Genomic DNA, 21,866 nt, shown 5'->3' on the forward strand with positions numbered 1-21,866 from the left:
CAATTTTTTTACAAAGATGCACATAATTTATAAACCTATAAACTTGAATTTATACTAGATATTGCTTTAGACTAAAATTGTTTGCTATTTTTACAGCATTAAACTATTAGCTATGAAGCAATATATTCCGAATGCACTCACTCTATTAAACCTATTTTGCGGAAGTATTGCCGTTATTTTTGCAGTCAATAACCATTTTGTTGCAGCGGCCATATTTGTTTTTCTCGGCATATTTTTCGATTTTTTTGATGGTTTTGCAGCCAGAAAATTAAATGTACAAAGTGAACTTGGTGTGCAATTAGATTCCCTTGCCGATATGGTAACCAGTGGCGTAGTGCCAGGGATTATTATGTATAAATTACTTTACTTGACTATCGACTTACCCGAAATGTCGAATGAGTGGAGTGCGGCGAATACCCATTGGTTTGGTTTTAAATTTGCATTACTTCCTCTTATTGGATTATGTGTTACCCTAGCGTCGGCTTATAGGTTAGCGAAATTTAATTTAGACGAAGATCAGCAAAGCTATTTTAAAGGCTTACCAACACCAGCAAATACATTGCTAATCGTATCATTACCCTTAATTATAGAATTTCAAAACAACGATTTTATAAATGCAATTATAATTAATAAGTGGTTTCTAATCATCCTTACCATTTTAAGTTGCTATCTCTTAAATTCAAAAATTAAGCTTTTCGCGTTAAAATTTAAAGCATGGGGTTTTAAAGAGAATGCCACCCGATATGTTTTCTTAGCTTTAAGTATTTTATTCTTAATTGTATTACAATTTGCGGCCATTCCTTTAATTATTGTAATCTATATAGGGATGTCTGTTTTAGATAACCTAAGCGTGAAATTAAAAAAATAACAAGATTTTATGGCATCAGGATTTTTTGCTTTATTAGATGATATTGCAGCACTCATGGATGATGTTGTGGTTATGAGTAAAATTACCACTAAAAAAACCGCGGGTATATTAGGAGATGATTTGGCGGTAAATGCTGAAAAAGCAACCGGGTTTGTGTCGTCTAGAGAGTTGCCTGTATTATGGGCAATTACTAAAGGTTCTTTTATTAATAAGCTCATTATTTTACCCATTGCTTTTTTACTGAGTTCTTTTTTGCCTTGGGCTGTAACTGTAATTTTAGTATTGGGTGGGGTTTATTTAGCCTATGAAGGTGCTGAGAAGATTCTGCATTTTTTAACACCAAATAAACATGAGGTAGTTAAGATTAAAAGCGCGTCGGTATCGAAAGAAGAAGTGTTAGAAATAGAAAAATCGAAAATAAAATCTGCTATTCTTACCGATTTTATTTTATCGGTTGAAATCGTAATTATTGCTTTAGGAACCGTTTTAGGCAGGCCCATTTTATTTCAAGTACTGGTAGTTTCAATTGTTGCCATTATTGCCACTGTTGGTGTTTATGGAATTGTGGCGATGATTGTAAGGATGGACGATTTAGGTTATCGCCTTATTAAAACAAGCAATGGTGAAAATGGAATTTTAAAAGGGCTAGGAAGTTTTTTAGTGCAGGCGCTTCCGTGGGTTATTAAGAGTTTATCTGTAATAGGAACCATTGCCCTTATTCTGGTATCCGGTGGAATTTTTACTCATAATATTGAGTTTTTGCATCATTTTATGGAAGTGATACCAGCATTTGTAAAAGATTTTATTGTTGGGTTATTGGTTGGTTTTTTGGCCGTTTTAATTGTACTGCTTTTTAAAAAAGTATTTAAAGCGAAAAAAAATTAATCTCTAATTTTCTTTTTACGCAACTCAAAATTCTGGCGTTTTGTCATTCCTGCGCAGGCAGGAATCCACTTCTGTAATGATATTTTTATGTACAAAACCGTTCATCAATATTACCTGTATATTTTAACGAATAAAACTTATGGGACACTTTATATTGGCGTTACAAATGATTTAGATCGTAGAATGTTTGAACATAAAAATAAATTGATTGAAGGGTTTACTAAACAATATGGATTGTATAAGTTGGTTTATTTTGAAACATATCAATATATAAATGATGCCATAAAAAGAGAAAAGAATATGAAGAAGTGGAAGCGACAATGGAAAATAGATTTGATAGAAAAAGAAAACTCTAATTGGAAGGATTTATCAAAAGATTGGACTTTTTTACTTGATTAGTGGATTCCTGCTTTTGCAGGAATGACAAACTACGAGGTAATCGTGAAACGGCCGTAGTTTAGTTTAATTTAATTAGAGCAATTTAAAAACTTGAAAACCTTACTTTAAATTAATTTAAGCTAATATGTTGTATGTATGGATTCCTGCCTGCGCAGGAATGACAGACTAACTCATTAAAACAACATTGTTATTGTGTTTAAGAACTATAGGTTGAAGGAATTGTAAAAGTTGTTAATCTCTAATTTTCTTTTTACGCAGCTCAAAATTCTGACCTAAATACACTTTTCTTACCATAGCATCATTCGCTAATTCTTCTGGTTCGCCGGCTTTAAGAATACTGCCTTCAAACATTAGGTAAGTTCTGTCTGTAATGGCTAGGGTTTCTTGTACGTTATGGTCGGTAATTAAAATCCCAATGTTCTTTTTGGTGAGTTGTGCTACAATACGCTGAATATCTTCTACCGCAACAGGGTCAACACCTGCAAAAGGTTCATCTAGTAATATAAAGCTAGGGTCGGTTGCCAAAGCACGTGCAATTTCTGTACGGCGACGCTCGCCACCAGATAATAAATCGCCACGACTTTTACGAATATGTCCTAGGCCAAATTCTTCAATAAGCGATTCCATTTTATAGTGCTGTTCTTTTTTGCTAAGCTTGGTAAGTTGCAACACGCTTAGAATATTATCTTCAATGCTCAATTTTCTAAAAACCGAAGCTTCTTGCGCTAAATACCCAATACCATTTTGTGCACGCTTGTACATAGGATATTGTGTAATTTCAGTTTTATCTAAAAAAATATGACCACCATTTGGTTTAATTAAGCCAACAATCATGTAGAAAGAAGTGGTTTTACCTGCACCATTCGGACCCAGTAAACCAACAATTTCACCTTGTTTTACTTCAAGAGAAACATCTTTTACCACTTTTCGTCCGCTGTAGGACTTCATTAAATTTTCGGCTCTTAAAATCATATTCTATTTACTAAACGCCAAAAATAGTAATTTCAAGTTCACTATTAAGGCAGATTATTGAATTTATATTATGTTTAACTTTGCTGCTCTAAAGCATCCCAAAATTCATAAGCTCTTCGCAAATGCGGAATTACGATGGTACCACCAACCAAAGTAGCAATACTTAAGGCTTCAACAACTTCTTCTTTAGTTAATCCTATTTTATAGCTGGTTTCTAAATGATATTTAACACAATCGTCGCAGCGCAACACCGTTGAAGCTACCAAGCCTAAAAGTTCTTTTGTTTTAACATCTAAAGCGCCTTCGGCATAAGCATTGGTGTCTAGATTAAAAATACGCTTAATAATTTTGTTATTGTCGGCTAAAATTTTGTCGTTCATCTTAGCACGATATGCGTTGAATTCGTTAACAATATCAGACATGTTTTTTCAGTTTTCGGTTTTGATTTCTAACTACAATTTTCGAGATAATAATACTCACTTCATATAAAATAAGAATTGGTATGGCTACTATAACCTGACTAGCAATATCTGGAGGTGTGATGATTGCAGATAAAACAAGCACAAGTATTAACGAATATTTTCTGTATTTTTTCAAGAATTCTGGAGTAACCAATCCAATTTTAGTTAAGAAATAAATAATAATTGGTAGTTCGAATATAATTCCTGAAGCTAACACTGCCGAACGTACAAGCCCGATAAATGAACTTATATCTATTTGATTATCTACTCTAGATGAGATGCTGTAGTTTCCTAAAAAGTTAATAGATAAAGGTGTAATTACAAAATATCCGAAAAGGGCTCCAAGAAAAAATAATAATGAACTTATTACAATAAATCCACGTGAATGTTTGCGCTCGTTATCATGTAACCCTGGGCTTATAAATTTCCATAATTGGTAGATAACATATGGAAATGAAATGATAAAACCAGCCAAAATAGCGGTCCAGATATCCGCCGAAAATTGTCCGGCCATAGTTCTGTTTTGCAATATTATCGGGATGGTTTCACTACAAAAACTGGTGTCTAAGTGCATATAGGTTGCAATGTCGCACAGCCATTTATAGGTTGGAAAACTCATGTCTAATGGCGCAAATATGATATCGTCAAAAATAAATCGACTAAAAATAAATGCTAGCGTCGCCACAATTAATACGGCAAGTGTGATTTTAATTAAATGCCAGCGTAAGTCTTCAAGATGATCTAAAAAAGACATCTCATTTATATTTTTTTTTGCCATTATATGATACCTTCTTTAATTAAATCATGTAAATGAATCACGCCTGCATAATTGCCATTTTCTTCCACTAGCAGTTGCGAAATGCCATTGGCCTCCATCATATCTAAAGCGTCTATAGCCATCGCATCGGCGGTAATACGCTTTGGGTTTATGCTCATGATATCTTTTGCGGTAAGTTTAGAAAAATCATCCACTTTAGTAAGCATTCTACGTAAATCGCCATCGGTAATAATACCAATTATTTTATTGTTTTCAACTACCGCAGTAACTCCTAACATTTTTTCTGTAATTTCTATAATAATCTCTTTAATGCTGGTAGAAGAGGTTACTTTAGGCTTTTGATTCACCGAAGAAATATCGTTTACGCGTAAATACAGTTTTTTACCTAAGGCGCCACCAGGATGGTATTTAGCGAAGTCCGAACTCGAAAACCCACGCAGTTCTAACAGGCAAACAGCTAGAGCATCACCAATTACTAATTGTGCCGTAGTGCTGGTTGTTGGCGCCAGATTATTAGGGCAGGCTTCTTTTTCTACATAGGTATTTAAAATATAATCGGCCTGCAGACCTAAGAAAGAATCTGGGTTGCCTGTAATGGCGATTAACTTATTTTTAGCTCTTTTTATTAATGGAATAAGCACCTTTATTTCTGGGGTGTTGCCACTCTTAGAAATACAGATTACAACGTCGTCATTAAGTATCAAACCTAAATCGCCATGTATAGCATCTGCGGCATGCATGAAGATGGCGGGTGTACCTGTAGAATTAAGCGTAGCTACTATCTTACTTGCTATGATGGCGCTTTTGCCAATCCCTGTAATAATTACCCGACCAGTAGAATTGTAGATGAGTTCTACAGTGTCGGCGAAATCGTTATTTACTAAATTAGATAAATTTAAAATGGCTTTACTTTCCATTTCAATCGTTTGTTTTGCGATATTGATAATTGAACTTCTACTATTCAAAATTTATTATTTTTTTTAGTTGATGCTTATAAAGATTTTGTTATCTTTAATGTTAACGAAAATTATTTTTGTTGTAATTTCGAATTAGGATACAAAACTAACGAAAAAAATAAGAGGGTTCTCTCATTAAACTTTAAAATAGTCAATGGTAATTTGAATATTTTTTGTTTTTAAATAATTATAATAAATTTTAGGATTATTCATGTCAATATCAAAAAGTGATTTGCATTCTTCATTAAAAAAATATTTTGGATTTGGTAAATTCAAAGGGCTTCAGGAAGATGTTGTAGAAAGTATATTATCAGGAAATAATACGTTTGTAATAATGCCAACGGGCGGCGGTAAATCGCTCTGTTATCAATTGCCTGCGTTAATGCAGGAAGGAACTGCAATTGTGGTATCGCCTTTAATTGCCTTAATGAAAAATCAGGTAGATGCGATTCGAGGGATTTCAAATGAAGAAGGCGTAGCACATGTATTAAATTCTTCGTTAAATAAAACTGAAATTAAACGTGTTAAAGAGGATATTCAGAATGGTATTACCAAATTATTGTACGTAGCGCCAGAATCTTTAACGAAAGAGGAAAATGTAGAATTTTTACGATCGGTAAAAGTGTCATTTATGGCCATTGATGAGGCGCATTGTATAAGCGAATGGGGTCATGATTTTAGGCCAGAATATCGTAATTTAAAACATATTATAGGTAGAATTGGCGATAATATTCCAATAATTGGCTTAACGGCTACGGCAACGCCTAAGGTGCAAGAAGATATTATTAAGAATTTAGGAATTGCTGGTGCTAAAACATTTAAAGCATCGTTTAACAGACCTAATTTATATTACGAAGTACGACCTAAAAGTAAAACCGTTGATGCCGACATCATTCGTTTTATAAAGCAAAATCAGGGTAAGTCGGGCATTGTATATTGTTTAAGTAGAAAACGGGTTGAAGAACTTGCGCAAGTACTTCAGGTAAATGGTATAAAAGCAGTTCCGTATCATGCGGGGTTAGATGCAAAATCGAGGTCGCTTTATCAAGATCAATTTCTTATGGAAGATGTCGATGTGGTTGTGGCTACCATTGCTTTTGGTATGGGAATAGATAAGCCAGATGTACGTTTTGTTATTCATCATGATATTCCAAAGAGTATAGAGAGTTATTATCAGGAAACCGGTAGAGCAGGACGCGATGGAGGTGAAGGCCATTGTTTAGCATTTTATGCGTACAAAGACATCGAAAAACTAGAAAAATTTATGTCTGGTAAACCCGTTGCTGAACAAGAAATTGGGCAAGCTTTATTGCAGGAAGTGGTTGCGTTTGCCGAAACTTCTATCTCTCGTAGAAAATTTATATTACACTATTTTGGTGAAGAGTTTGATAATGAAACTGGAGAAGGTGGTAATATGGATGATAATGTGAGGCATCCTAAAAAGAAGCACGAGGCAAAAGACGATGTTAAATTACTTTTAGAAACTATTGAAAGTACAAACGAAAAATATAAGTCTAAAGATCTGGTTCACGTAATAACAGGTAAAGAAAACGCCTTAATTAACTCGCATAAAACAAACGAACAAGCTTTTTTTGGTAAGGGTAAGGAAAAAGATAAAAAATACTGGATGGCTTTATTAAGGCAAGTATTGGTGGCAGGTTTGCTTAAAAAAGATATCGAAACGTATGGCGTTATCAAACTAATGGATGCTGGTAAAGATTTTATCAAAAAACCAGAATCTTTTATGATGACAGAAGACCATATTTTTGATGGCGAACAAGCAGATGGAACTATAATTACCGCTGCAAAAAGCGAAGGTGCTGTGGCCGACCAGTTATTAATGGATTTACTAAAAGATTTACGTAAAAAGAATGCCAAAAAATTAGGTGTGCCACCATTTGTTATTTTTCAAGACCCATCTTTAGAAGATATGGCTTTAAAATATCCAATTACCATGACCGAACTTTCTAATGTTCATGGGGTTGGCGACGGAAAAGCTAAAAAATATGGTAAAGATTTTATAGAATTAATAGCGCAATACGTTGAAGAGCATGATATTATTCGTCCGGACGATTTGGTTGTAAAATCTACCGGTAGTAATTCGGCTAACAAATTGTATATCATTCAAAATATTGATAGGAAACTTCCATTAGATGATATTGCTTCTTCAAAAGGCATGTCTATGGAAGATTTTATTAAAGAAATGGAAGCCATTGTGTATTCGGGCACTAAATTGAATATTAACTACTGGATTGATGAAATTTTAGATGAAGACCAGCAGGAAGAAATTCACGACTACTTTATGGAATCTAAAACCGATAGTATTGATGCAGCCATTAAAGAGTTTGATGGCGATTATGATGATGAAGAACTTCGATTATACCGAATAAAATTTATTAGTGAAGTAGCTAACTAGAGCTACAAAGTTTCAAAGTCAAGAAGTTCCAAAGTTTGAGATGCATACATTTTCAACTTTGGAACTTTTTATGCTTTCATTCTTTTAAATGCAAAAATTCAACTTCTCTGAAACTCTGCCACTTTGAAACTTTTTGACTTTGAAACTTTGAAACTTAGAAGCTCTGTCACTTTGAAGCTTTGAAACTTTGAAACTTTTTAACAAAGTAACTTTGCCACTTCTTCAAATAGAAAATCGTTAATCATTTCATATATTTGCAACCTCATTAAAAAAGAATAGAATGCAAGACGGATTATACGCAAAATTCAATACAACAAAAGGAGAAATACTTGTTGCTTTAGAATTCAAAAAAACACCAGGAACAGTTGGTAACTTTGTAGCTTTAGCGGAAGGCAACTTAGAAAACAAAGTAAAACCACAAGGAACACCGTACTACAACGGATTAAAATTCCATAGAGTTATTCCAGATTTTATGATTCAGGGAGGTTGCCCACAGGGTACAGGTTCTGGAGATCCAGGTTATAAGTTCGATGATGAATTTCATCCAGATTTAAAACATGACGGTCCAGGTGTGTTATCTATGGCTAATGCAGGTCCGGGTACTAATGGCAGTCAGTTTTTCATCACGCATGTTGAAACAGCATGGTTAGACAATAAACATACTGTTTTTGGTAAAGTGGTTGAAGGACAAAGTGTTGTAGATGCTATTGCACAAGGCGATAAATTAGAAACATTAGAAATTATACGAGTTGGTGCTGAGGCAGAAGCTTACAATGCGGTAGAAGCGTTTAGAACTTTTGAAGGTTCTAGAGCGAAACGAATAGCAGAAGCTAAAAAAGCGGCTGAGGCAGAATTAGATAAATTGGCTGCTGGTTTTAGTAAAACGGAAAGCGGTTTACGTTACCAAATTATTCAAAAAGGAAGTGGTGCAAAAGCTGAAAAAGGTAAAAATGTGTCAGTTCATTACAAAGGACAGTTGTCTGATGGAACTGTTTTCGATTCTTCATACAAACGTAACCAGCCAATAGAATTTCCGGTAGGAGTTGGTCAGGTTATCTCAGGATGGGATGAAGGGATTCAATTATTAAAAGTAGGCGATAAAGCACGATTTGTAATTCCGAGTCATTTAGGATATGGTAGCAGAGGTGCAGGTGGCGTAATTCCACCAGATGCGACTTTAATTTTCGACGTTGAATTAATGAATGTAAAGTAACAGTCATTATTATATAAGTTTAAAAAGCACCTGTTTTCAGGTGCTTTTTTGTTGTTTATAGGTAGTTGGTCGCTTAAATATGCTGTGTTTTATTTTATAGCTAATTAAAATCTTGGTTAATCGAGTTTTTTTTAATTATCTATTCGAAGCTTATACTTTAGCCGCATGATTAGCGTAAAAGAAACCTATTTGTATAATGAAGTGCTTAAGGAATTAAATTATCCTTTTGGCAATGTATTTATTTTTGACGGTTATATTATTTCAGAAATAAACCGAGGAATTATTTTTAATTGGGAAGATCATGCTAAAACAATTGTAGAAGATGTGTTTTGCTACCTCGGAACCAATGGTGAAGATTTAATCTATATTTCACATCGTATTAACTCATATTCTGTAGTTCCTTACGATTGGATTCACTTTTTTAAGAGCAATTATCAATTAAAAGGGTATTTTATAGTATCAGAGCATAAGGTGAGAATATTAAATTCGGTATTTGAAAGTCTCTTCTTCAATAATAAAATCAAACGGTTTAACGATCTTCACACCGCAATTAATTCAATTAAAACAGGGGCGATTGAAATTGCATAGCATTTTTCTATCTTTGTTTTTATGACAGAGCAAGAATTACAAAAACTTAAATATCCAATTGGGCAATTCGATTGCCCAAGTAATATATCTTCAGAGCATATTGAAAGCTGGATTTCTATCTTAGAACATTTCCCAAAACGCTTAGAAAACCTTGTATGCCGATTAACAAACGATCAATTAGATACGGTATATAGACCTGATGGATGGACACTTAGGCAAGTGGTGCATCATCTTGCAGACAGTCATCATCATAGCTACGCGCGTTTTAAATGGGCCTTAACCGAAGATAAACCGGTAATAAAAGCGTATTATGAAGATAGATGGGCGATTTTGTTTGATTCTAAAATTGCGCCCATAGAACTATCGCTGCTTCATTTAGAAGCTGTTCATGCAAAACTTGTTTATCTGTTAAAGGGATTATCTAATGCCGAATTGGATAAATGCTTTATTCATCCTGAAACGCAAAGCGAAGTTGTTTTAAAAAAAAACATAGGTGTTTACGCATGGCATGGTAATCATCATTACGCCCATATTGAAAACTTAATGAAAAAGAATAACTGGATTTAATAGCCCATGATTAGAGTAGTAACTACTAAAGATGCCAAACAAATTGTAGATATTTACAATTATTATGTTTTAAATTCCATTGTCACTCTAGATTTAGTGCCATTTTCTGTGCTAGATTTTGAGGAGAAAATACAAACAATTTCAAACGATTTTCCTTTTATTGTTTTTGAAGAAGGAAGTGAAATATTAGGTTATGCCTACGCCAACACTTTTAGAACCAAACCCGCGTACAAAAACACCGTAGAACTCACTATTTATATAAAGCATTCTGAAATTGGAAAACAGATTGGTAAAAAATTGTACAGCGAATTATTAAGACTTCTTAAAAATCTTAATTATCACGTGGTGATTGGTGGACTAACGCTGCCAAATGAAGCAAGCGTAAAACTTCATGAAAATTTCGGATTTGAAAAAGTAGCCCATTTTAAAGAAGTTGGTTATAAATTTGATAAATGGCACGACGTAGGTTTTTGGCAATTAACCTTTTAACTAGCGTTTCCATTTTATACTACAACCAATACTCGGTTTTTGCGTATTAGTATTTACTTTGTTTTCCAATAAACAATCTAGAGCATGACGTAAGTCACTTCCCGTAACAGGTTTGTTGTTTCCGGGTCTCGAATCATCTAATTGTCCTCTGTAAATTAAGCTTAAGTTTTTGTCGAACAAGTAAAAATCTGGTGTGCAAGCTGCATCGTAGGCTTTGGCAACCTCCTGACTTTCATCATACAAATACGGAAATGGGTAGTTTTCCATTTTGGCATGAATCGTCATTTTATCTGGACCATCTTGAGGAAATTTAATGGCATCATTGCTTGAAATAGCTATAAAACCAATTCCTTTTTTAGAATAGCTATTGGCAAGCGCAACTAATGCTTTATTGACATGAATTACAAACGGACAATGGTTACAAATAAACATAATTACGGTGCCTTGTTCACCTTTTAGTGCTTCTAAACTTAATAGCTGCTTACTAGCGGTGTCTAGCAACTCAAAGTGTGGTGCTTTTGTTCCTAACGGAATCATATTAGAAGGAGTATCGGCCATAATGTTGTAGTTTTTTCAAAGTTCGGTATAATTTGTATTTTTAAAAAATGAATGCTCCGATTATTATAACTTGTAATTAAAAAATAGTCACGAATACAGACTTGTTTTTTAAATTTAGGATAATGAGTAGTGGAGAGTTAGCCGTAATAATAAACATGAAAGACATCATAACTTTTGAAGATTTCACGAAAGTAGATTTACGAGTAGGCACCATCATAGAAGTAAATGATTTTCCCGAAGCAAGAAACCCAGCTTATCAACTAACAATTGATTTTGGCTATTTAGGAATTAGAAAATCGTCTGCTCAAATTACTTCATTATATAAAAAAGAAGACTTGTTACAAAAGCAAATAGTTGCCATTGTAAACTTTCCTAAAAAACAAATTGCGAAATTTAGTAGCGAATGTTTGGTGTTGGGTGCTGTTATTGGAAAAGATGTGATACTACTAAATCCTGAAACTAAAGTTAAAAACGGTGCCATAATAAATTAAAAAAACCGCTCTGGAGTGATAGCGGTTTTTTAAATTTATAAGTTTTTCTACGATTAAATATCGTCAAATTCAATATCGGTAAAACTTTCTGTTGAAGTTTTGGTAATATCGTCACCATTTAATTCAACAGTGTCATAGTCTTTTTTAAAGTCTTTTTGATGACGCTCACTTATCACTTCATCGCCTTTTTCATCAATAATATAATCTGTCATTTCAGATAATATTTCTTTAAACTCATTAAAATCTTCTTTATAAATATAGATTTTATGCTTTTTATAATGGAAAGATCCATCGTCGTTAGTAAACTTTTTACTTTCAGTAATTGTTAAATAATAATCGTCTGCCTTTGTAGATCTAACATCAAAAAAATATGTACGTCTTCCTGCTCTTAATACTTTAGAAAAAATCTCCTCTTTCTCCATCATGTCATTATTGTTCATAGTTATATAGAAATTTATTAAGTTATCATTATGTATCAAAAATCCAAAAAAAACCGCAACTAACCAACATTTTATAAGAATACTTTTTCATATCTCTATTTTAATTAAATTAAATGAAATAATGTGGCACACAATTGCATTAGTAATTAGTGGGTTTTGTCTTTAATTGAAGAGGTTTCACTTAATTGTTTTAAGTAAAGATGTTTGTAATAGCCATCTTTGTTAATCAGGGTTTCATGCGTGCCTTCCTGAACAATTTTACCGTTATCTAATACTATTATTTTATCGGCATTTTTAGCAGAAGATACTCTGTGACTTACAATTATAGAAGTTTTGCCTTTTGTAATCTTCATTAAATTGTTTAATATTTTTTCTTCTGTTTCGGTATCTACTGCCGATAAACAATCGTCGAACAATAAAATTTTAGGAGCTTTTATTATAGCTCGGGCAATTGAGACGCGTTGTTTTTGACCACCAGAAAGTGTTATACCACGTTCACCTAAAACCGTGTCGTAACCTTTATTAAACTTAATGATGTTTTTATGTACTTGGGCATTTTTGGCAGCGGCAATAACTTCTTCATCGGTAGCATCGTCTTTACCGTATTTTATATTGTTTTTTATCGTGTCGGAAAATAAAAAGGCATCTTGCGGTACATAGCCAATACTGTTTCTTAATTCGGTTAAATTATGTTGGGTTATGGGTATGTTGTTAATAATAATTGAACCCTCATCAATATCATAAAGGCGTCCAATTAAATCTAAAATGGTCGATTTACCAGAGCCTGTTTTTCCTAAAATCGCTAAGGTTTCACCTTCTTTTATCTGGAAACTCACATCTTTTAAGGCTTGAATATTAGTGTCGTCGTAAGTGAAAGACACCTTATTAAATATAATATCACCCGTAATTTCGGTATGCGACTCAACGGTATTTTTTATTTCTGGTTCTAATTTTAAAAACTCATTTATTCGTTTTTGCGATGCTTCCGCTTGCTGCACGATAGAGGTTACCCAGCCTACAGTGGCAACAGGCCATGTAAGCATATTTACATAAATTATAAATTCGGCAATAGTACCTAAACTTTCAATTTCGCCATTTATGTATTGCATGCCACCAATGTAAATAACTAAAAGGTTGCTAGCGCCAATAAGCAAAATCATCATAGGGAAAAACCAAGCTTGCACTTTAGCTAAATTGATTTGTTTTTCTTTGCTTTCGGCAGCTAATATTTTAAAGTTAGACGCGGTTTGAGGTTCAATACCATAAGCTTTAATTACAGAAATACCACTAAACGACTCTTGAGTAAATGTAGAAAGCTTCGATAAAAATTGTTGAACAATCGTACTTCGTATATGTATTTCTTTGCTTAATTTATAAATAACAATAGAAAGAATTGGTAATGGTAATACCGTATACATAGCCAATTTAGGTGCTTCGTTAAACATGTATAAAAGCGCGATAACAAAAAGGGTGATGGTGTTAATGCTATACATGATGGCAGGACCAGTATACATGCGCACATTGCTAACATCTTCACTTATCCGATTCATTAAATCGCCAGTTCGATTTTTTTTATAAAAGTTTAAGGATAGCTTTTGGTACTGATTGTAAATTTCATTTTTTAAATCGAATTCGATGTAGCGCGACACATTAATAATATACTGTCGCATAAAAAAAGTAAAAATGGCAGCTATAACGGCAGCTCCAATAATGTATACAATAACTTCGGTTAATTCTGCTTTTATAACGCTTTCAGAGACACCTCCTTTTAAATATTTTTCAACAACAACAAAAATTTCACGAACATAGCGTGGGGTAAATAGCAAAAATATTCTCGCAATAATAGTAATGGCTGTACCTATTAAAAGTTGCTTTTTATATTTTAAAAAGTATTTATTTAAATGTTGTAATTCTTTCATTAATAGAGGTAATCTAAAAGATTTTAACACGAAATGTTAAGTAGGCAAATATAAACCATTAAAACTATTAATTAGTTTAAAAGCTATTTTGTAATTGTTAAAAATACTATAAAATCTTAATGAAGAATAAAACAGAAAATATAGAGTAACTTTTTAAAATAATATTACTTTTGCAGCTCGAAACTAAATACTTTTTTAATTAAAGTTCATTGTAATTATGCTAAACAGAAGACATATTCGTGTAAAAGTAATGCAAACCCTATATGCCTTTAAAGGGGGAGAAAGTGACGATTTTAGTAAAGACCAGAAGTTTTTGCTGTTTAGTATCGATAATATGTACAACTTGTACCTATTATTACTTTCCTTATTAATCGAAGTTCAAAAAAGAGCTGAAGACGATCTGCAAAAAAAGCAGAAAAAACATTTAGCAACTAAAGAGGATAAAGACCCTAACCGTAAGTTTGTTAACAACGAATTACTTAAACTTTTAGCAGATAATTTTCAGTTAAAAAACCAGTTAGAAATAAACAATATTACTAATTGGGCTTTAGATGGCGAATATGTAGATGTTATTTTTAAAGCCATCACCACTAGTGATTTGTATAAAAATTACATGGAAACTAGAATCTCCGATTTTAAAGAAGATAAAGATTTTATTGTTGATGTATTTAAAGATATCATTGCTCCTAACGAAAAACTTTACGATTATTTAGAAGATAAAAATTTAACTTGGTTAGACGATTTACCTACCGTTAACACGACCATCTTAAAATTATTGCGAAAAGCAAAACCATCGTCTTCTGATGCATTTTTCACACCTAAATTGTATAAAGATTTAGAAGACAAACAATACGCTATCGAGTTGTTTAAAAAAACACTTTTAAACAGAACAGCCATCAATAAAGAAATAGAACTTAAAACTTTAAATTGGGATTCTGAACGAATAGCGAATGTCGATTATGTTTTACTTCAAATGGCCATTTGCGAACTAAAAAACTTTCCTTCAATACCCGTTAAAGTAACGATGAATGAGTATTTAGAAATCGCAAAAGAATATTCTACGCCTAAAAGCAGCATTTTTATAAATGGTATTTTAGATAAATTGGTGAAAGAATATGAAGAAGCAGGAAGCCTAAAAAAAATAGGTCGCGGCTTGATGTAAAATTGTGTTAAGATGCAATCAAAAATTTTTAATAGATTAAATAATTGCTATTTTTACAGCTTAATTGAAAAAATATATTTCTAATGAAAAAACTAATATTAGGTTTAAGTATTCTAAGTGTTTTTATGTTCGCATCTTGTAAAGAAGATGCTTCGAAAAAAATTGATGAAGCTAATGTAGTTGCAGCAGCAGAAAGAGATGCGAATGCATCAAAATTCCCAGTCTTAACTTTTGATGAAACCGAACACGATTTTGGAGAAATTGAAAATGGGAAATCTGTTGAAACAACCTTTTCGTATAAAAACACAGGGAATGCACCCTTGGTAATAACAGATATTAAAAGCTCTTGCGGTTGCACTGTTCCTGAAGGTTGGAGTAAAGCACCATTGGCACCAGGAGAATCGGGAAGTTTTTCGGTAAAATTTAATGGTAGCGGAACTAATAAAATTACAAAAACTGTTACCGTTACTGCAAATACCGAAAAAGGCTCTGAAGTTGTAAAAATTACAGCTTTTGTAAAATCGTAACAAAAATAAGCTGTGAGTTCAGCAAACTAAATAACTAAAATAATAATTAAAACCATGGGAGAAGGAATCGGGCAATTTTTACCGTTCATATTAATGTTTGTAGTTGTGTATTTCTTTATGATTGCACCACAAATGAAACGTGCCAAAAAAGAAAAAAAATTTAATGCCGAGTTAAAAAAGGGCGATAAAGTAATTACCAAAAGCGGTTTGCATGGTAAAATTTTAGAGTTAAACGATACAGACCAAACGTGTATAATAGAAACTATGGCTGGAAAAGTTAAGTACGAGCGTTCTGCAATTTCTATGGAATTGAGCGCAAAAGCAAACTCTTAATATCCATTAAAGTAGTAAATCATCATAAAAAGAGCTTCCATTTTGGAAGTTTTTTTTGTTTGTGGTATCGTGATAAACAAAGGCTTATCATTATCTTAACAAAGCTAATTTGCTATTAGCAATCGGTTTTCGTAAATTTGCCGCATGAATAAAGGATTTCATGAAAGACAGAACTGCAGAATATACAACTTTAACTTTTTGGTTTTTAAAAACCAATCCGATAAATTTATTCCTCCTCTAACTTAATTTCTTAGAGGTTAAAAATAACACACTTCTACATTATCTAACTATTTTGATATTTATGTGATTGAATACATAAGTATTAAATTTCTATTTCTATTCTTTAAATTTTAGGTTGTTTCCATTGGAAACGATTAAAAATCAAATCTGTAAATGACGATGATAATTTTTGATGCTTATTCAAAGCCATCAATATTTGATATTTTATTACACTTTGATAGAAATTTCACGTGCATTAAGAAACATGGATATAAGTTCGGAAATATGCAAATTGAATAAGTTAGAGAACAATCAATTCAATTAATTAGTAAATAAAAATCACATGAAAATTATAACCGTAAAAAGAAAAACAAAATACGAAAAGCGATACAGTACAAAAATGGGAGAGTTAACCACAAAAGTAACTTATATAAAAAAGCATTTATTTGGTTTACCTGTTAAGACAATTCATAAATACCGAGAAACCTATTATGGCGAAGTGAAAGACTGTAACGAATGTGCGCTTTTCGTTTAATCAAATAATCAATAAATAAAAAACAACATCAAATGAAAGTACTCGTAATAGGCGCAGGCAATATGGGGTTAACCTATGCAGAAGGCATGTCGAAATCTAAATTATTGAAGAAGAAAAACATTATGGTTTTAGACAAGTCTGTAGAAAAACTTGAAGAGCTCGAGCAAATATCACATTTTGATGCTTTTAAAGAATTAGCAGATTGTGTTCCGCAGGCAGATATTATTTTTATCGCCGTAAAACCATATCACGCAGAAAGTGTTTTTAAAGCTATAAAATCGCTTGTGCAACCGCAACAATTATTAGTTTCTATTATGGCGGGGGTTTCAATAGCTTCAATAAAAGAACTAACGGGCTTAAATAAAGTAGTTAGAGCAATGCCAAATTTACCGGCGCAAATAGGTAAGGGCTTAACTTCGTATGTGACATCAGAAGAGGTGTCGAACATAGAAATGTTAACTATTGAAAGTTTATTAGATACCACTGGGAAATCCATTCGTGTTACCAATGAAAATTTTATTGATGCCTCTACAGGTATTTCTGGTAGCGGACCCGCTTATGTATTTTATTTTATGCAAAGTATGATGGAAGCTGCGCTACAAATGGGATTTTCAAAAAACGATTCTACGGTATTGGTAAGTCAGACATTTACAGGAGCCGTAGAATTATTTAATCAATCGAATTTATCACCTAATTCTTGGATGGAAAAAGTAGCTTCAAAAGGCGGAACAACGCGTGCTGCTTTAGATTCTATGCAAGACAATAATGTAGGCGAATTAATAAAAGAAGCAGCATTTGCAGCCTTTAATCGTGCTGTAGAATTAGGGAAAGAATATTAATATGTATAAAGAAATAATAGTTATTAAAGTTGGTACAAACGTAATGACCAACAAAGACAATAGAATTGTTAGACCCGTTTTACGAAATCTTGTTAGGCAAATTGCCGAACTTTACGAACGCGATATTATTACCGTTTTGGTGTCATCCGGATCTGTAATTGCTGGAAAAGAGGTTTTTGGAAAGTCTAAAATTAAAGACAGAACACAGCGCAGGCAAGTGTACTCTGCCATCGGGCAACCTAGAATGATGCGTCTGTATTATAATATTTTTCATGATTTTGGGATGAAATGTGCCCAGGTGTTACCTACTAAACGTGATTTTAGTCCGGGTGTTCACCGACAAAACATGATTAATTGTTGTGAAGGATTGTTGGCTGAAGGTGTTATCCCTATTGCAAATGAAGATGATGCGGTGTCTGTTACCATGTCTATGTTTTCGGATAATGATGAGTTGGCAAGTTTAATTGCACAGCTTTTAAATGCCGATAAGCTAATTATTTTAACCGATACCGAGGGTGTTTATACGGGGCATCCCGAATCGGCAAGCAGTGATTTAATAAAGCATGTTAATCCTAATGAAAATTTAGATAAATACATGAAAGATAGTAATAAAGCAGAGGAAGAAGGACGTGGCGGCATGGGTTCAAAACTGGATTATGCACAACAAGCAGCCGCAAATAATATTCCAACGTTTATAGCGAATGGTAAAAACGAAAACACCATTATTGATATTATTGATGGTAAAGCTATAGGTACAAAAGTTTCGTTATAAAGCATTTAATAAACACTTAAAAAAGCTTCCAAACTGGAAGCTTTTTTTTTGTCTTAGCCGCAATACGGAAGTTCTTTTTTATTAAATAATTAGCTAGAATTAATTGTATAGGTAGGGTAAATATGAAACAAGTTGTCTTAGTAATACAGCATACCTTAACTTAAACTATATGATTATGAATTTATTTTTAATTTGTTTGGTTCTTTTAGCTAATAATAGTATCCTATTATATGCCTATCAACAGAAATGTTTTCTGTTAAACACGTACAATAATTTAATGGCAACATTCAAAATTAAAGATCGAGGTCTAAAGATATTTCTTGATTTAAATGCGGCAAAGAAAGGTGTGTTTTCATTAAAATGGAATTCAATTAAACCAGGTGGGGATTCTTTCGAAATGAATGATTTTAAGCCTTTAGAAGATTTAACTTCAGAAAGAATACACTTAAACACCAATTTAAAAATGCTAGAATTTATTACAACATTTGAAATGTATTTAAATGAAAATAAGGTAGATAGAGCGCGGTTTAGTCAATTTAATGAATTTAGCGAATTAAAACTTTGTACACAAATAAGTGTTTTAGAGTCCACCAGAAAAGTATCAACTTTAAGTTTAGGCAAATAATTTAAATTTTTGAAATTTTTAATTATTGAGCGTAAAACCTATTTAATTTAGCAGTTTTTGTACTTGTCATTTAATCCTAAACCCTTTAAAATCATAGGGGTGATTTTTTCCAATCTACTTTGTTTGGTCATTTCGCGTTTGGCTTCAAAAATGTATTCGCAAAATTCGCGTTGTTTGTAAGGTGTTAAGTTTTCAAAATGAGCTTTTAGATCTTTATTTGTACTAAGATGGTCTTTTAGCTCTGGAGGAATAACCGTTTCTTTTTTCTTTTTATCTGGTTTTATTTCTTTACCTAGTTTTTGATTTTCAATGGCTTCTTTTACATAAGCAAGCACCGCATTTCTATCAATATCATTTATCGAATTAAAACGCATCTGTCTTAAAGCTTTCGTTTTTTCTTGTGCGGTGTAAAGCAGGTTTTTTTCATCTTTTAAAAAATTACCATTAAAAAACCAGATACCAAAATGATGCTTAAAAGCACCAAGACCAACAACTTTTTTGCCCTTAAGCTCATAAACAGGTGCATTCCATTTTATGGTTTCTTCGAGTTCGGTTGCAGTTATAATATCGTGTAGAATTTTTAAGGCATCTCCAAAATGCGCATTTTCTTCAATGTATTCTTCAACAGAGCTTACCTTTTTCATTTATAAAAGTCTATTTTATTGGTTCCAAAAAACATCACATATAAGTTGTATAAAACCGCTTCAATAATTCCTAATAATAAACCACATACGGCAAAAAGTAAAGGCATTCCAATTAACGCCGCAAAAGCAAGTACGGTTCCATAACTTAATCCGGGTGTATCTATGGAAGTAATCAAATCAAGCGACACGAGTGCGTCTATAATCAATCCGCCAAATGAATAAAGAACACCTACAAGTAAACCTAAAAGTGCCATCAGGAAACTTTGAAACTTCGCAAATTTTAAAACTTTAATTTTATTCAATTGAGTCATTATAAAGTGTATTTTAAGTTGGATTAATTAACCATCAACATTCTTTATATTTCTTACAGATTCAATATACGCTTTGCAAGTTAAGTTAATTTTTCTCTTTGTTTTTGACCCTGCAAGTTTTAAAAACGCGATTAGTTGTTAGCTAAACCTATTTACTTTTTAACATGGTAAGCACCATTTTAAATTTTTCGACTGCTTTTAAAGCATGAGGTATGTTGGCAGGCATAATGATGCTGTCGCCACTTTCAAGAATATTGTTAGCGCCATTTATTATTATATTCGCCTTCCCGTCAACTATTAAAACCAATGCATCAAAAGGTGTGGTGTGTTCGCTTAAGCCTTCTCCTTTATCGAATGAAAACAAGCTTATATTCCCTGTTTCTTTTTTAAGTATATGTTTGCTAACAACGGCTTTGTCTGCATATGAAATACTTTTTGCAAACGAGAAAACTTTCCCCTTTTCAAATTCATTATTTTCCATTTGTAAATGTTTTATATTTAGTGTGTTGGTTTATTGCTGTTACTGTAATTTGAGGGTAGCATTTCTACTTTTTGAAATGACTATTTTATTACTAATAGATTTCTGTTTTCAAGACGAATATTACCCCAAAATCAATTTAATTTTAAACTTTATACTTTTTCGCCGTTAACTCTGCTATTTTGCAAATAACCTCGGTTGCTTTTATCATGCTTTCTACAGGCACATATTCGTATCGCCCATGAAAATTATGTCCGCCTGCAAAAATATTCGGGCATGGTAACCCTTTATAACTAAGTTGAGAACCATCCGTTCCACCGCGAATGGCTTTTATAATTGGTGTAATACCAACTTGTTTCATGGCTTCTTCGGCAATATCTACAATGTGCATTACAGGTTCAACTTTTTCTTTCATATTATAGTACTGATCGTTTATTTCAATACTAATAACCTCTCTGCCATACTGCTCGTTTAGTTCCACAGTTAAATTTTCCATAACCGCTTTTCGCGCTTCAAAATGTTTGCGGTCGTGGTCGCGAATAATGTATTCTAAAACCGTTTCTTCAACATTACCTTTCATATTATGTAAATGAAAAAAGCCTTGATACCCTTCAGTATGTTCGGGTGTTTCCATTCTTGGCAGGGAATTAATAAACTCTTGAGCAATGTACATAGAGTTTATCATTTTTCCTTTGGCATAGCCTGGGTGTACAATTTTTCCTTTCACTTTTACAACCGCACCCGCAGCGTTAAAGTTCTCGTACTCTAATTCACCTATCTGGCTTCCATCCATGGTATAGGCCCACTCTGCTCCAAATTTGTCGACATCAAATTTATGAGCACCTCTGCCAATTTCTTCATCGGGGGTAAAACCAACACGAATGGTTCCGTGTTTTATTTCCGGATGCTTTATTAAATATTCCATAGCCGAAACAATCTCGCAAATACCTGCTTTATCATCGGCTCCTAACAATGTGGTGCCGTCTGTAGTTATGAGCGTTTGTCCTTTGTAAAGGTGCAAGTCTTCAAAATAATCGGGCGAGAGAATAATATTTTCACTTGCATTTAAAACAATATCTTTTCCATTGTAGTTATCAATGATTTGTGGACGCACGTTGGCACCAGTAAAATCTGGTGAGGTATCGAAGTGCGAAATAAACCCAATGGTTGGTACATCGTGCGCTACATTGCTTGGTAAAGTGGCCATGATATAGGCGTTTTCGTCGATGCTAACATCGTGCATACCAATGGCTTTTAGTTCATCGGCTAATTTATTTGCTAAATCCCACTGTTTTTTGGTGCTAGGTGTGGTTTTTGAATTTGAATCCGATTCGGTATCAATAACTACGTAACTTACAAATCGTTTAATAATGTTTTCTTTTGAAATCATGTTCAATGGCGTTTTTTAATATATCAAAAGT

27 protein-coding genes are annotated in these 21,866 nt (G+C 33.0%); 16 read left to right on the forward strand and 11 right to left on the reverse strand.

The genetic code is table 11. The features are described from left to right. Positions 1-112: 112 nt before the first annotated feature. From ACFQ0I_RS07085 to ACFQ0I_RS07095, 3 genes are all read left to right on the forward strand, one after another. The gene (locus tag ACFQ0I_RS07085; RefSeq protein ID WP_379940738.1) at positions 113-868 is read left to right on the forward strand and encodes a CDP-alcohol phosphatidyltransferase family protein; all 756 of its coding nucleotides are present in this window, start codon (positions 113-115) and stop codon (positions 866-868) included. Positions 869-877: 9 nt separating this feature from the next. Further along, positions 878-1,753 (forward strand): DUF808 domain-containing protein, encoded by an 876-nt coding sequence (locus tag ACFQ0I_RS07090; protein WP_379940740.1) that lies wholly within the window; start codon positions 878-880, stop codon positions 1,751-1,753. An 87-nt stretch (positions 1,754-1,840) separates the two neighbouring features. Then, the gene (locus tag ACFQ0I_RS07095; RefSeq protein ID WP_379940742.1) at positions 1,841-2,152 is read left to right on the forward strand and encodes a GIY-YIG nuclease family protein; all 312 of its coding nucleotides are present in this window, start codon (positions 1,841-1,843) and stop codon (positions 2,150-2,152) included. Positions 2,153-2,383: 231 nt separating this feature from the next. Here the strand turns inward: ACFQ0I_RS07095 and lptB are convergent, their stop codons facing one another. The 4 genes from lptB to ACFQ0I_RS07115 form a co-directional block, all read right to left on the reverse strand. After that, complete coding sequence (lptB, locus tag ACFQ0I_RS07100; RefSeq protein WP_379940744.1) at positions 2,384-3,124, reverse strand: LPS export ABC transporter ATP-binding protein; 741 nt, start codon at positions 3,122-3,124, stop codon at positions 2,384-2,386. A 74-nt stretch (positions 3,125-3,198) separates the two neighbouring features. After that, on the reverse strand, positions 3,199-3,546 hold the full coding sequence (locus tag ACFQ0I_RS07105) for a carboxymuconolactone decarboxylase family protein (protein ID WP_379940745.1): 348 nt from the start codon (positions 3,544-3,546) through the stop codon (positions 3,199-3,201). Further along, positions 3,539-4,363 (reverse strand): twin-arginine translocase subunit TatC, encoded by an 825-nt coding sequence (tatC, locus tag ACFQ0I_RS07110; RefSeq protein ID WP_379940747.1) that lies wholly within the window; start codon positions 4,361-4,363, stop codon positions 3,539-3,541. The genes ACFQ0I_RS07105 and tatC overlap by 8 nt, the downstream gene beginning before the upstream one ends. Beyond that, complete coding sequence (locus ACFQ0I_RS07115) at positions 4,363-5,280, reverse strand: KpsF/GutQ family sugar-phosphate isomerase (protein ID WP_379941053.1); 918 nt, start codon at positions 5,278-5,280, stop codon at positions 4,363-4,365. Before ACFQ0I_RS07115 ends, tatC begins: the two co-directional genes overlap by 1 nt. Positions 5,281-5,530: 250 nt before the next feature. On the opposite strand from ACFQ0I_RS07115, the gene ACFQ0I_RS07120 reads away from it, so the two are divergent. The 5 genes from ACFQ0I_RS07120 to ACFQ0I_RS07140 all read left to right on the forward strand — a co-directional run bounded on the left by ACFQ0I_RS07120 (position 5,531) and on the right by ACFQ0I_RS07140 (position 10,592). Then, on the forward strand, positions 5,531-7,735 hold the full coding sequence (locus tag ACFQ0I_RS07120; RefSeq protein ID WP_379940749.1) for a RecQ family ATP-dependent DNA helicase: 2,205 nt from the start codon (positions 5,531-5,533) through the stop codon (positions 7,733-7,735). 280 nt (positions 7,736-8,015) lie between these two features. Then, a complete protein-coding gene (locus ACFQ0I_RS07125) occupies positions 8,016-8,948 on the forward strand; it encodes a peptidylprolyl isomerase (protein ID WP_379940751.1) in 933 nt (310 codons plus the stop codon). Positions 8,949-9,113: 165 nt separating this feature from the next. Beyond that, the gene (locus ACFQ0I_RS07130; RefSeq protein ID WP_379940753.1) at positions 9,114-9,536 is read left to right on the forward strand and encodes a hypothetical protein; all 423 of its coding nucleotides are present in this window, start codon (positions 9,114-9,116) and stop codon (positions 9,534-9,536) included. A 21-nt stretch (positions 9,537-9,557) separates the two neighbouring features. Further along, positions 9,558-10,103 (forward strand): YfiT family bacillithiol transferase, encoded by a 546-nt coding sequence (locus tag ACFQ0I_RS07135; RefSeq protein WP_379940755.1) that lies wholly within the window; start codon positions 9,558-9,560, stop codon positions 10,101-10,103. Positions 10,104-10,109: 6 nt separating this feature from the next. Then, positions 10,110-10,592: a GNAT family N-acetyltransferase gene (locus ACFQ0I_RS07140; RefSeq protein ID WP_379940756.1), complete on the forward strand. Its 483-nt coding sequence runs from the start codon at positions 10,110-10,112 to the stop codon at positions 10,590-10,592. On the opposite strand, the gene ACFQ0I_RS07145 is transcribed toward ACFQ0I_RS07140, so the two are convergent. Beyond that, positions 10,593-11,150 carry a thioredoxin family protein gene (locus ACFQ0I_RS07145; RefSeq protein WP_379940757.1) on the reverse strand — a complete coding sequence of 186 codons (558 nt, stop codon included), beginning with the start codon at positions 11,148-11,150 and terminating at the stop codon, positions 10,593-10,595. A gap of 155 nt (positions 11,151-11,305) precedes the next feature. Here ACFQ0I_RS07145 and ACFQ0I_RS07150 point away from each other — a divergent pair, with 155 nt between their 5' ends. Continuing rightward, positions 11,306-11,641 (forward strand): tRNA-binding protein, encoded by a 336-nt coding sequence (locus ACFQ0I_RS07150; RefSeq protein ID WP_379941055.1) that lies wholly within the window; start codon positions 11,306-11,308, stop codon positions 11,639-11,641. A gap of 53 nt (positions 11,642-11,694) precedes the next feature. On the opposite strand, the gene ACFQ0I_RS07155 is transcribed toward ACFQ0I_RS07150, so the two are convergent. Together ACFQ0I_RS07155 and ACFQ0I_RS07160 are read right to left on the reverse strand one after the other, a co-directional pair. Beyond that, complete coding sequence (locus tag ACFQ0I_RS07155) at positions 11,695-12,081, reverse strand: PUR family DNA/RNA-binding protein (protein ID WP_379940758.1); 387 nt, start codon at positions 12,079-12,081, stop codon at positions 11,695-11,697. Between the two features lie 146 nt (positions 12,082-12,227). After that, positions 12,228-14,000 (reverse strand): ABC transporter ATP-binding protein, encoded by a 1,773-nt coding sequence (locus tag ACFQ0I_RS07160; RefSeq protein WP_379940759.1) that lies wholly within the window; start codon positions 13,998-14,000, stop codon positions 12,228-12,230. Positions 14,001-14,217: 217 nt separating this feature from the next. Here ACFQ0I_RS07160 and nusB point away from each other — a divergent pair, with 217 nt between their 5' ends. The 7 genes from nusB (at position 14,218) to ACFQ0I_RS07195 (ending at position 19,012) form a co-directional block, all read left to right on the forward strand. Then, positions 14,218-15,162 carry a transcription antitermination factor NusB gene (gene nusB, locus ACFQ0I_RS07165; protein WP_379940761.1) on the forward strand — a complete coding sequence of 315 codons (945 nt, stop codon included), beginning with the start codon at positions 14,218-14,220 and terminating at the stop codon, positions 15,160-15,162. Positions 15,163-15,245: 83 nt separating this feature from the next. Next, positions 15,246-15,689: a DUF1573 domain-containing protein gene (locus tag ACFQ0I_RS07170; protein ID WP_379940762.1), complete on the forward strand. Its 444-nt coding sequence runs from the start codon at positions 15,246-15,248 to the stop codon at positions 15,687-15,689. Between the two features lie 54 nt (positions 15,690-15,743). Beyond that, positions 15,744-16,022 carry a preprotein translocase subunit YajC gene (yajC, locus tag ACFQ0I_RS07175; protein WP_379940764.1) on the forward strand — a complete coding sequence of 93 codons (279 nt, stop codon included), beginning with the start codon at positions 15,744-15,746 and terminating at the stop codon, positions 16,020-16,022. Positions 16,023-16,584: 562 nt separating this feature from the next. Further along, positions 16,585-16,776 carry a hypothetical protein gene (locus ACFQ0I_RS07180; protein WP_379940765.1) on the forward strand — a complete coding sequence of 64 codons (192 nt, stop codon included), beginning with the start codon at positions 16,585-16,587 and terminating at the stop codon, positions 16,774-16,776. 32 nt (positions 16,777-16,808) lie between these two features. Continuing rightward, positions 16,809-17,615 carry a pyrroline-5-carboxylate reductase gene (proC, locus tag ACFQ0I_RS07185; RefSeq protein WP_379940766.1) on the forward strand — a complete coding sequence of 269 codons (807 nt, stop codon included), beginning with the start codon at positions 16,809-16,811 and terminating at the stop codon, positions 17,613-17,615. A gap of 1 nt (position 17,616) precedes the next feature. Continuing rightward, positions 17,617-18,387, forward strand: a complete 771-nt coding sequence (proB, locus tag ACFQ0I_RS07190) for a glutamate 5-kinase (protein ID WP_379940768.1) — start codon at positions 17,617-17,619, stop codon at positions 18,385-18,387. A 175-nt stretch (positions 18,388-18,562) separates the two neighbouring features. Then, positions 18,563-19,012, forward strand: coding sequence for a hypothetical protein (locus ACFQ0I_RS07195; RefSeq protein WP_379940769.1), 450 nt, complete (start codon positions 18,563-18,565; stop codon positions 19,010-19,012). Positions 19,013-19,059: 47 nt separating this feature from the next. Here the strand turns inward: ACFQ0I_RS07195 and ACFQ0I_RS07200 are convergent, their stop codons facing one another. From ACFQ0I_RS07200 to pepT, 4 genes are all read right to left on the reverse strand, one after another. Next, positions 19,060-19,656 (reverse strand): YdeI/OmpD-associated family protein, encoded by a 597-nt coding sequence (locus tag ACFQ0I_RS07200; protein WP_379940771.1) that lies wholly within the window; start codon positions 19,654-19,656, stop codon positions 19,060-19,062. Continuing rightward, on the reverse strand, positions 19,653-19,910 hold the full coding sequence (locus tag ACFQ0I_RS07205) for a hypothetical protein (protein ID WP_379940773.1): 258 nt from the start codon (positions 19,908-19,910) through the stop codon (positions 19,653-19,655). The genes ACFQ0I_RS07200 and ACFQ0I_RS07205 overlap by 4 nt, the downstream gene beginning before the upstream one ends. A gap of 205 nt (positions 19,911-20,115) precedes the next feature. Continuing rightward, complete coding sequence (locus ACFQ0I_RS07210) at positions 20,116-20,448, reverse strand: cupin domain-containing protein (protein WP_379940774.1); 333 nt, start codon at positions 20,446-20,448, stop codon at positions 20,116-20,118. 142 nt (positions 20,449-20,590) lie between these two features. Further along, a complete protein-coding gene (gene pepT / locus ACFQ0I_RS07215; protein WP_379940776.1) occupies positions 20,591-21,835 on the reverse strand; it encodes a peptidase T in 1,245 nt (414 codons plus the stop codon). Positions 21,836-21,866 lie beyond the last annotated feature (31 nt).

This window comes from Mariniflexile aquimaris, assembly GCF_042676825.1.
Taxonomy (GTDB): domain Bacteria; phylum Bacteroidota; class Bacteroidia; order Flavobacteriales; family Flavobacteriaceae; genus Mariniflexile; species Mariniflexile aquimaris.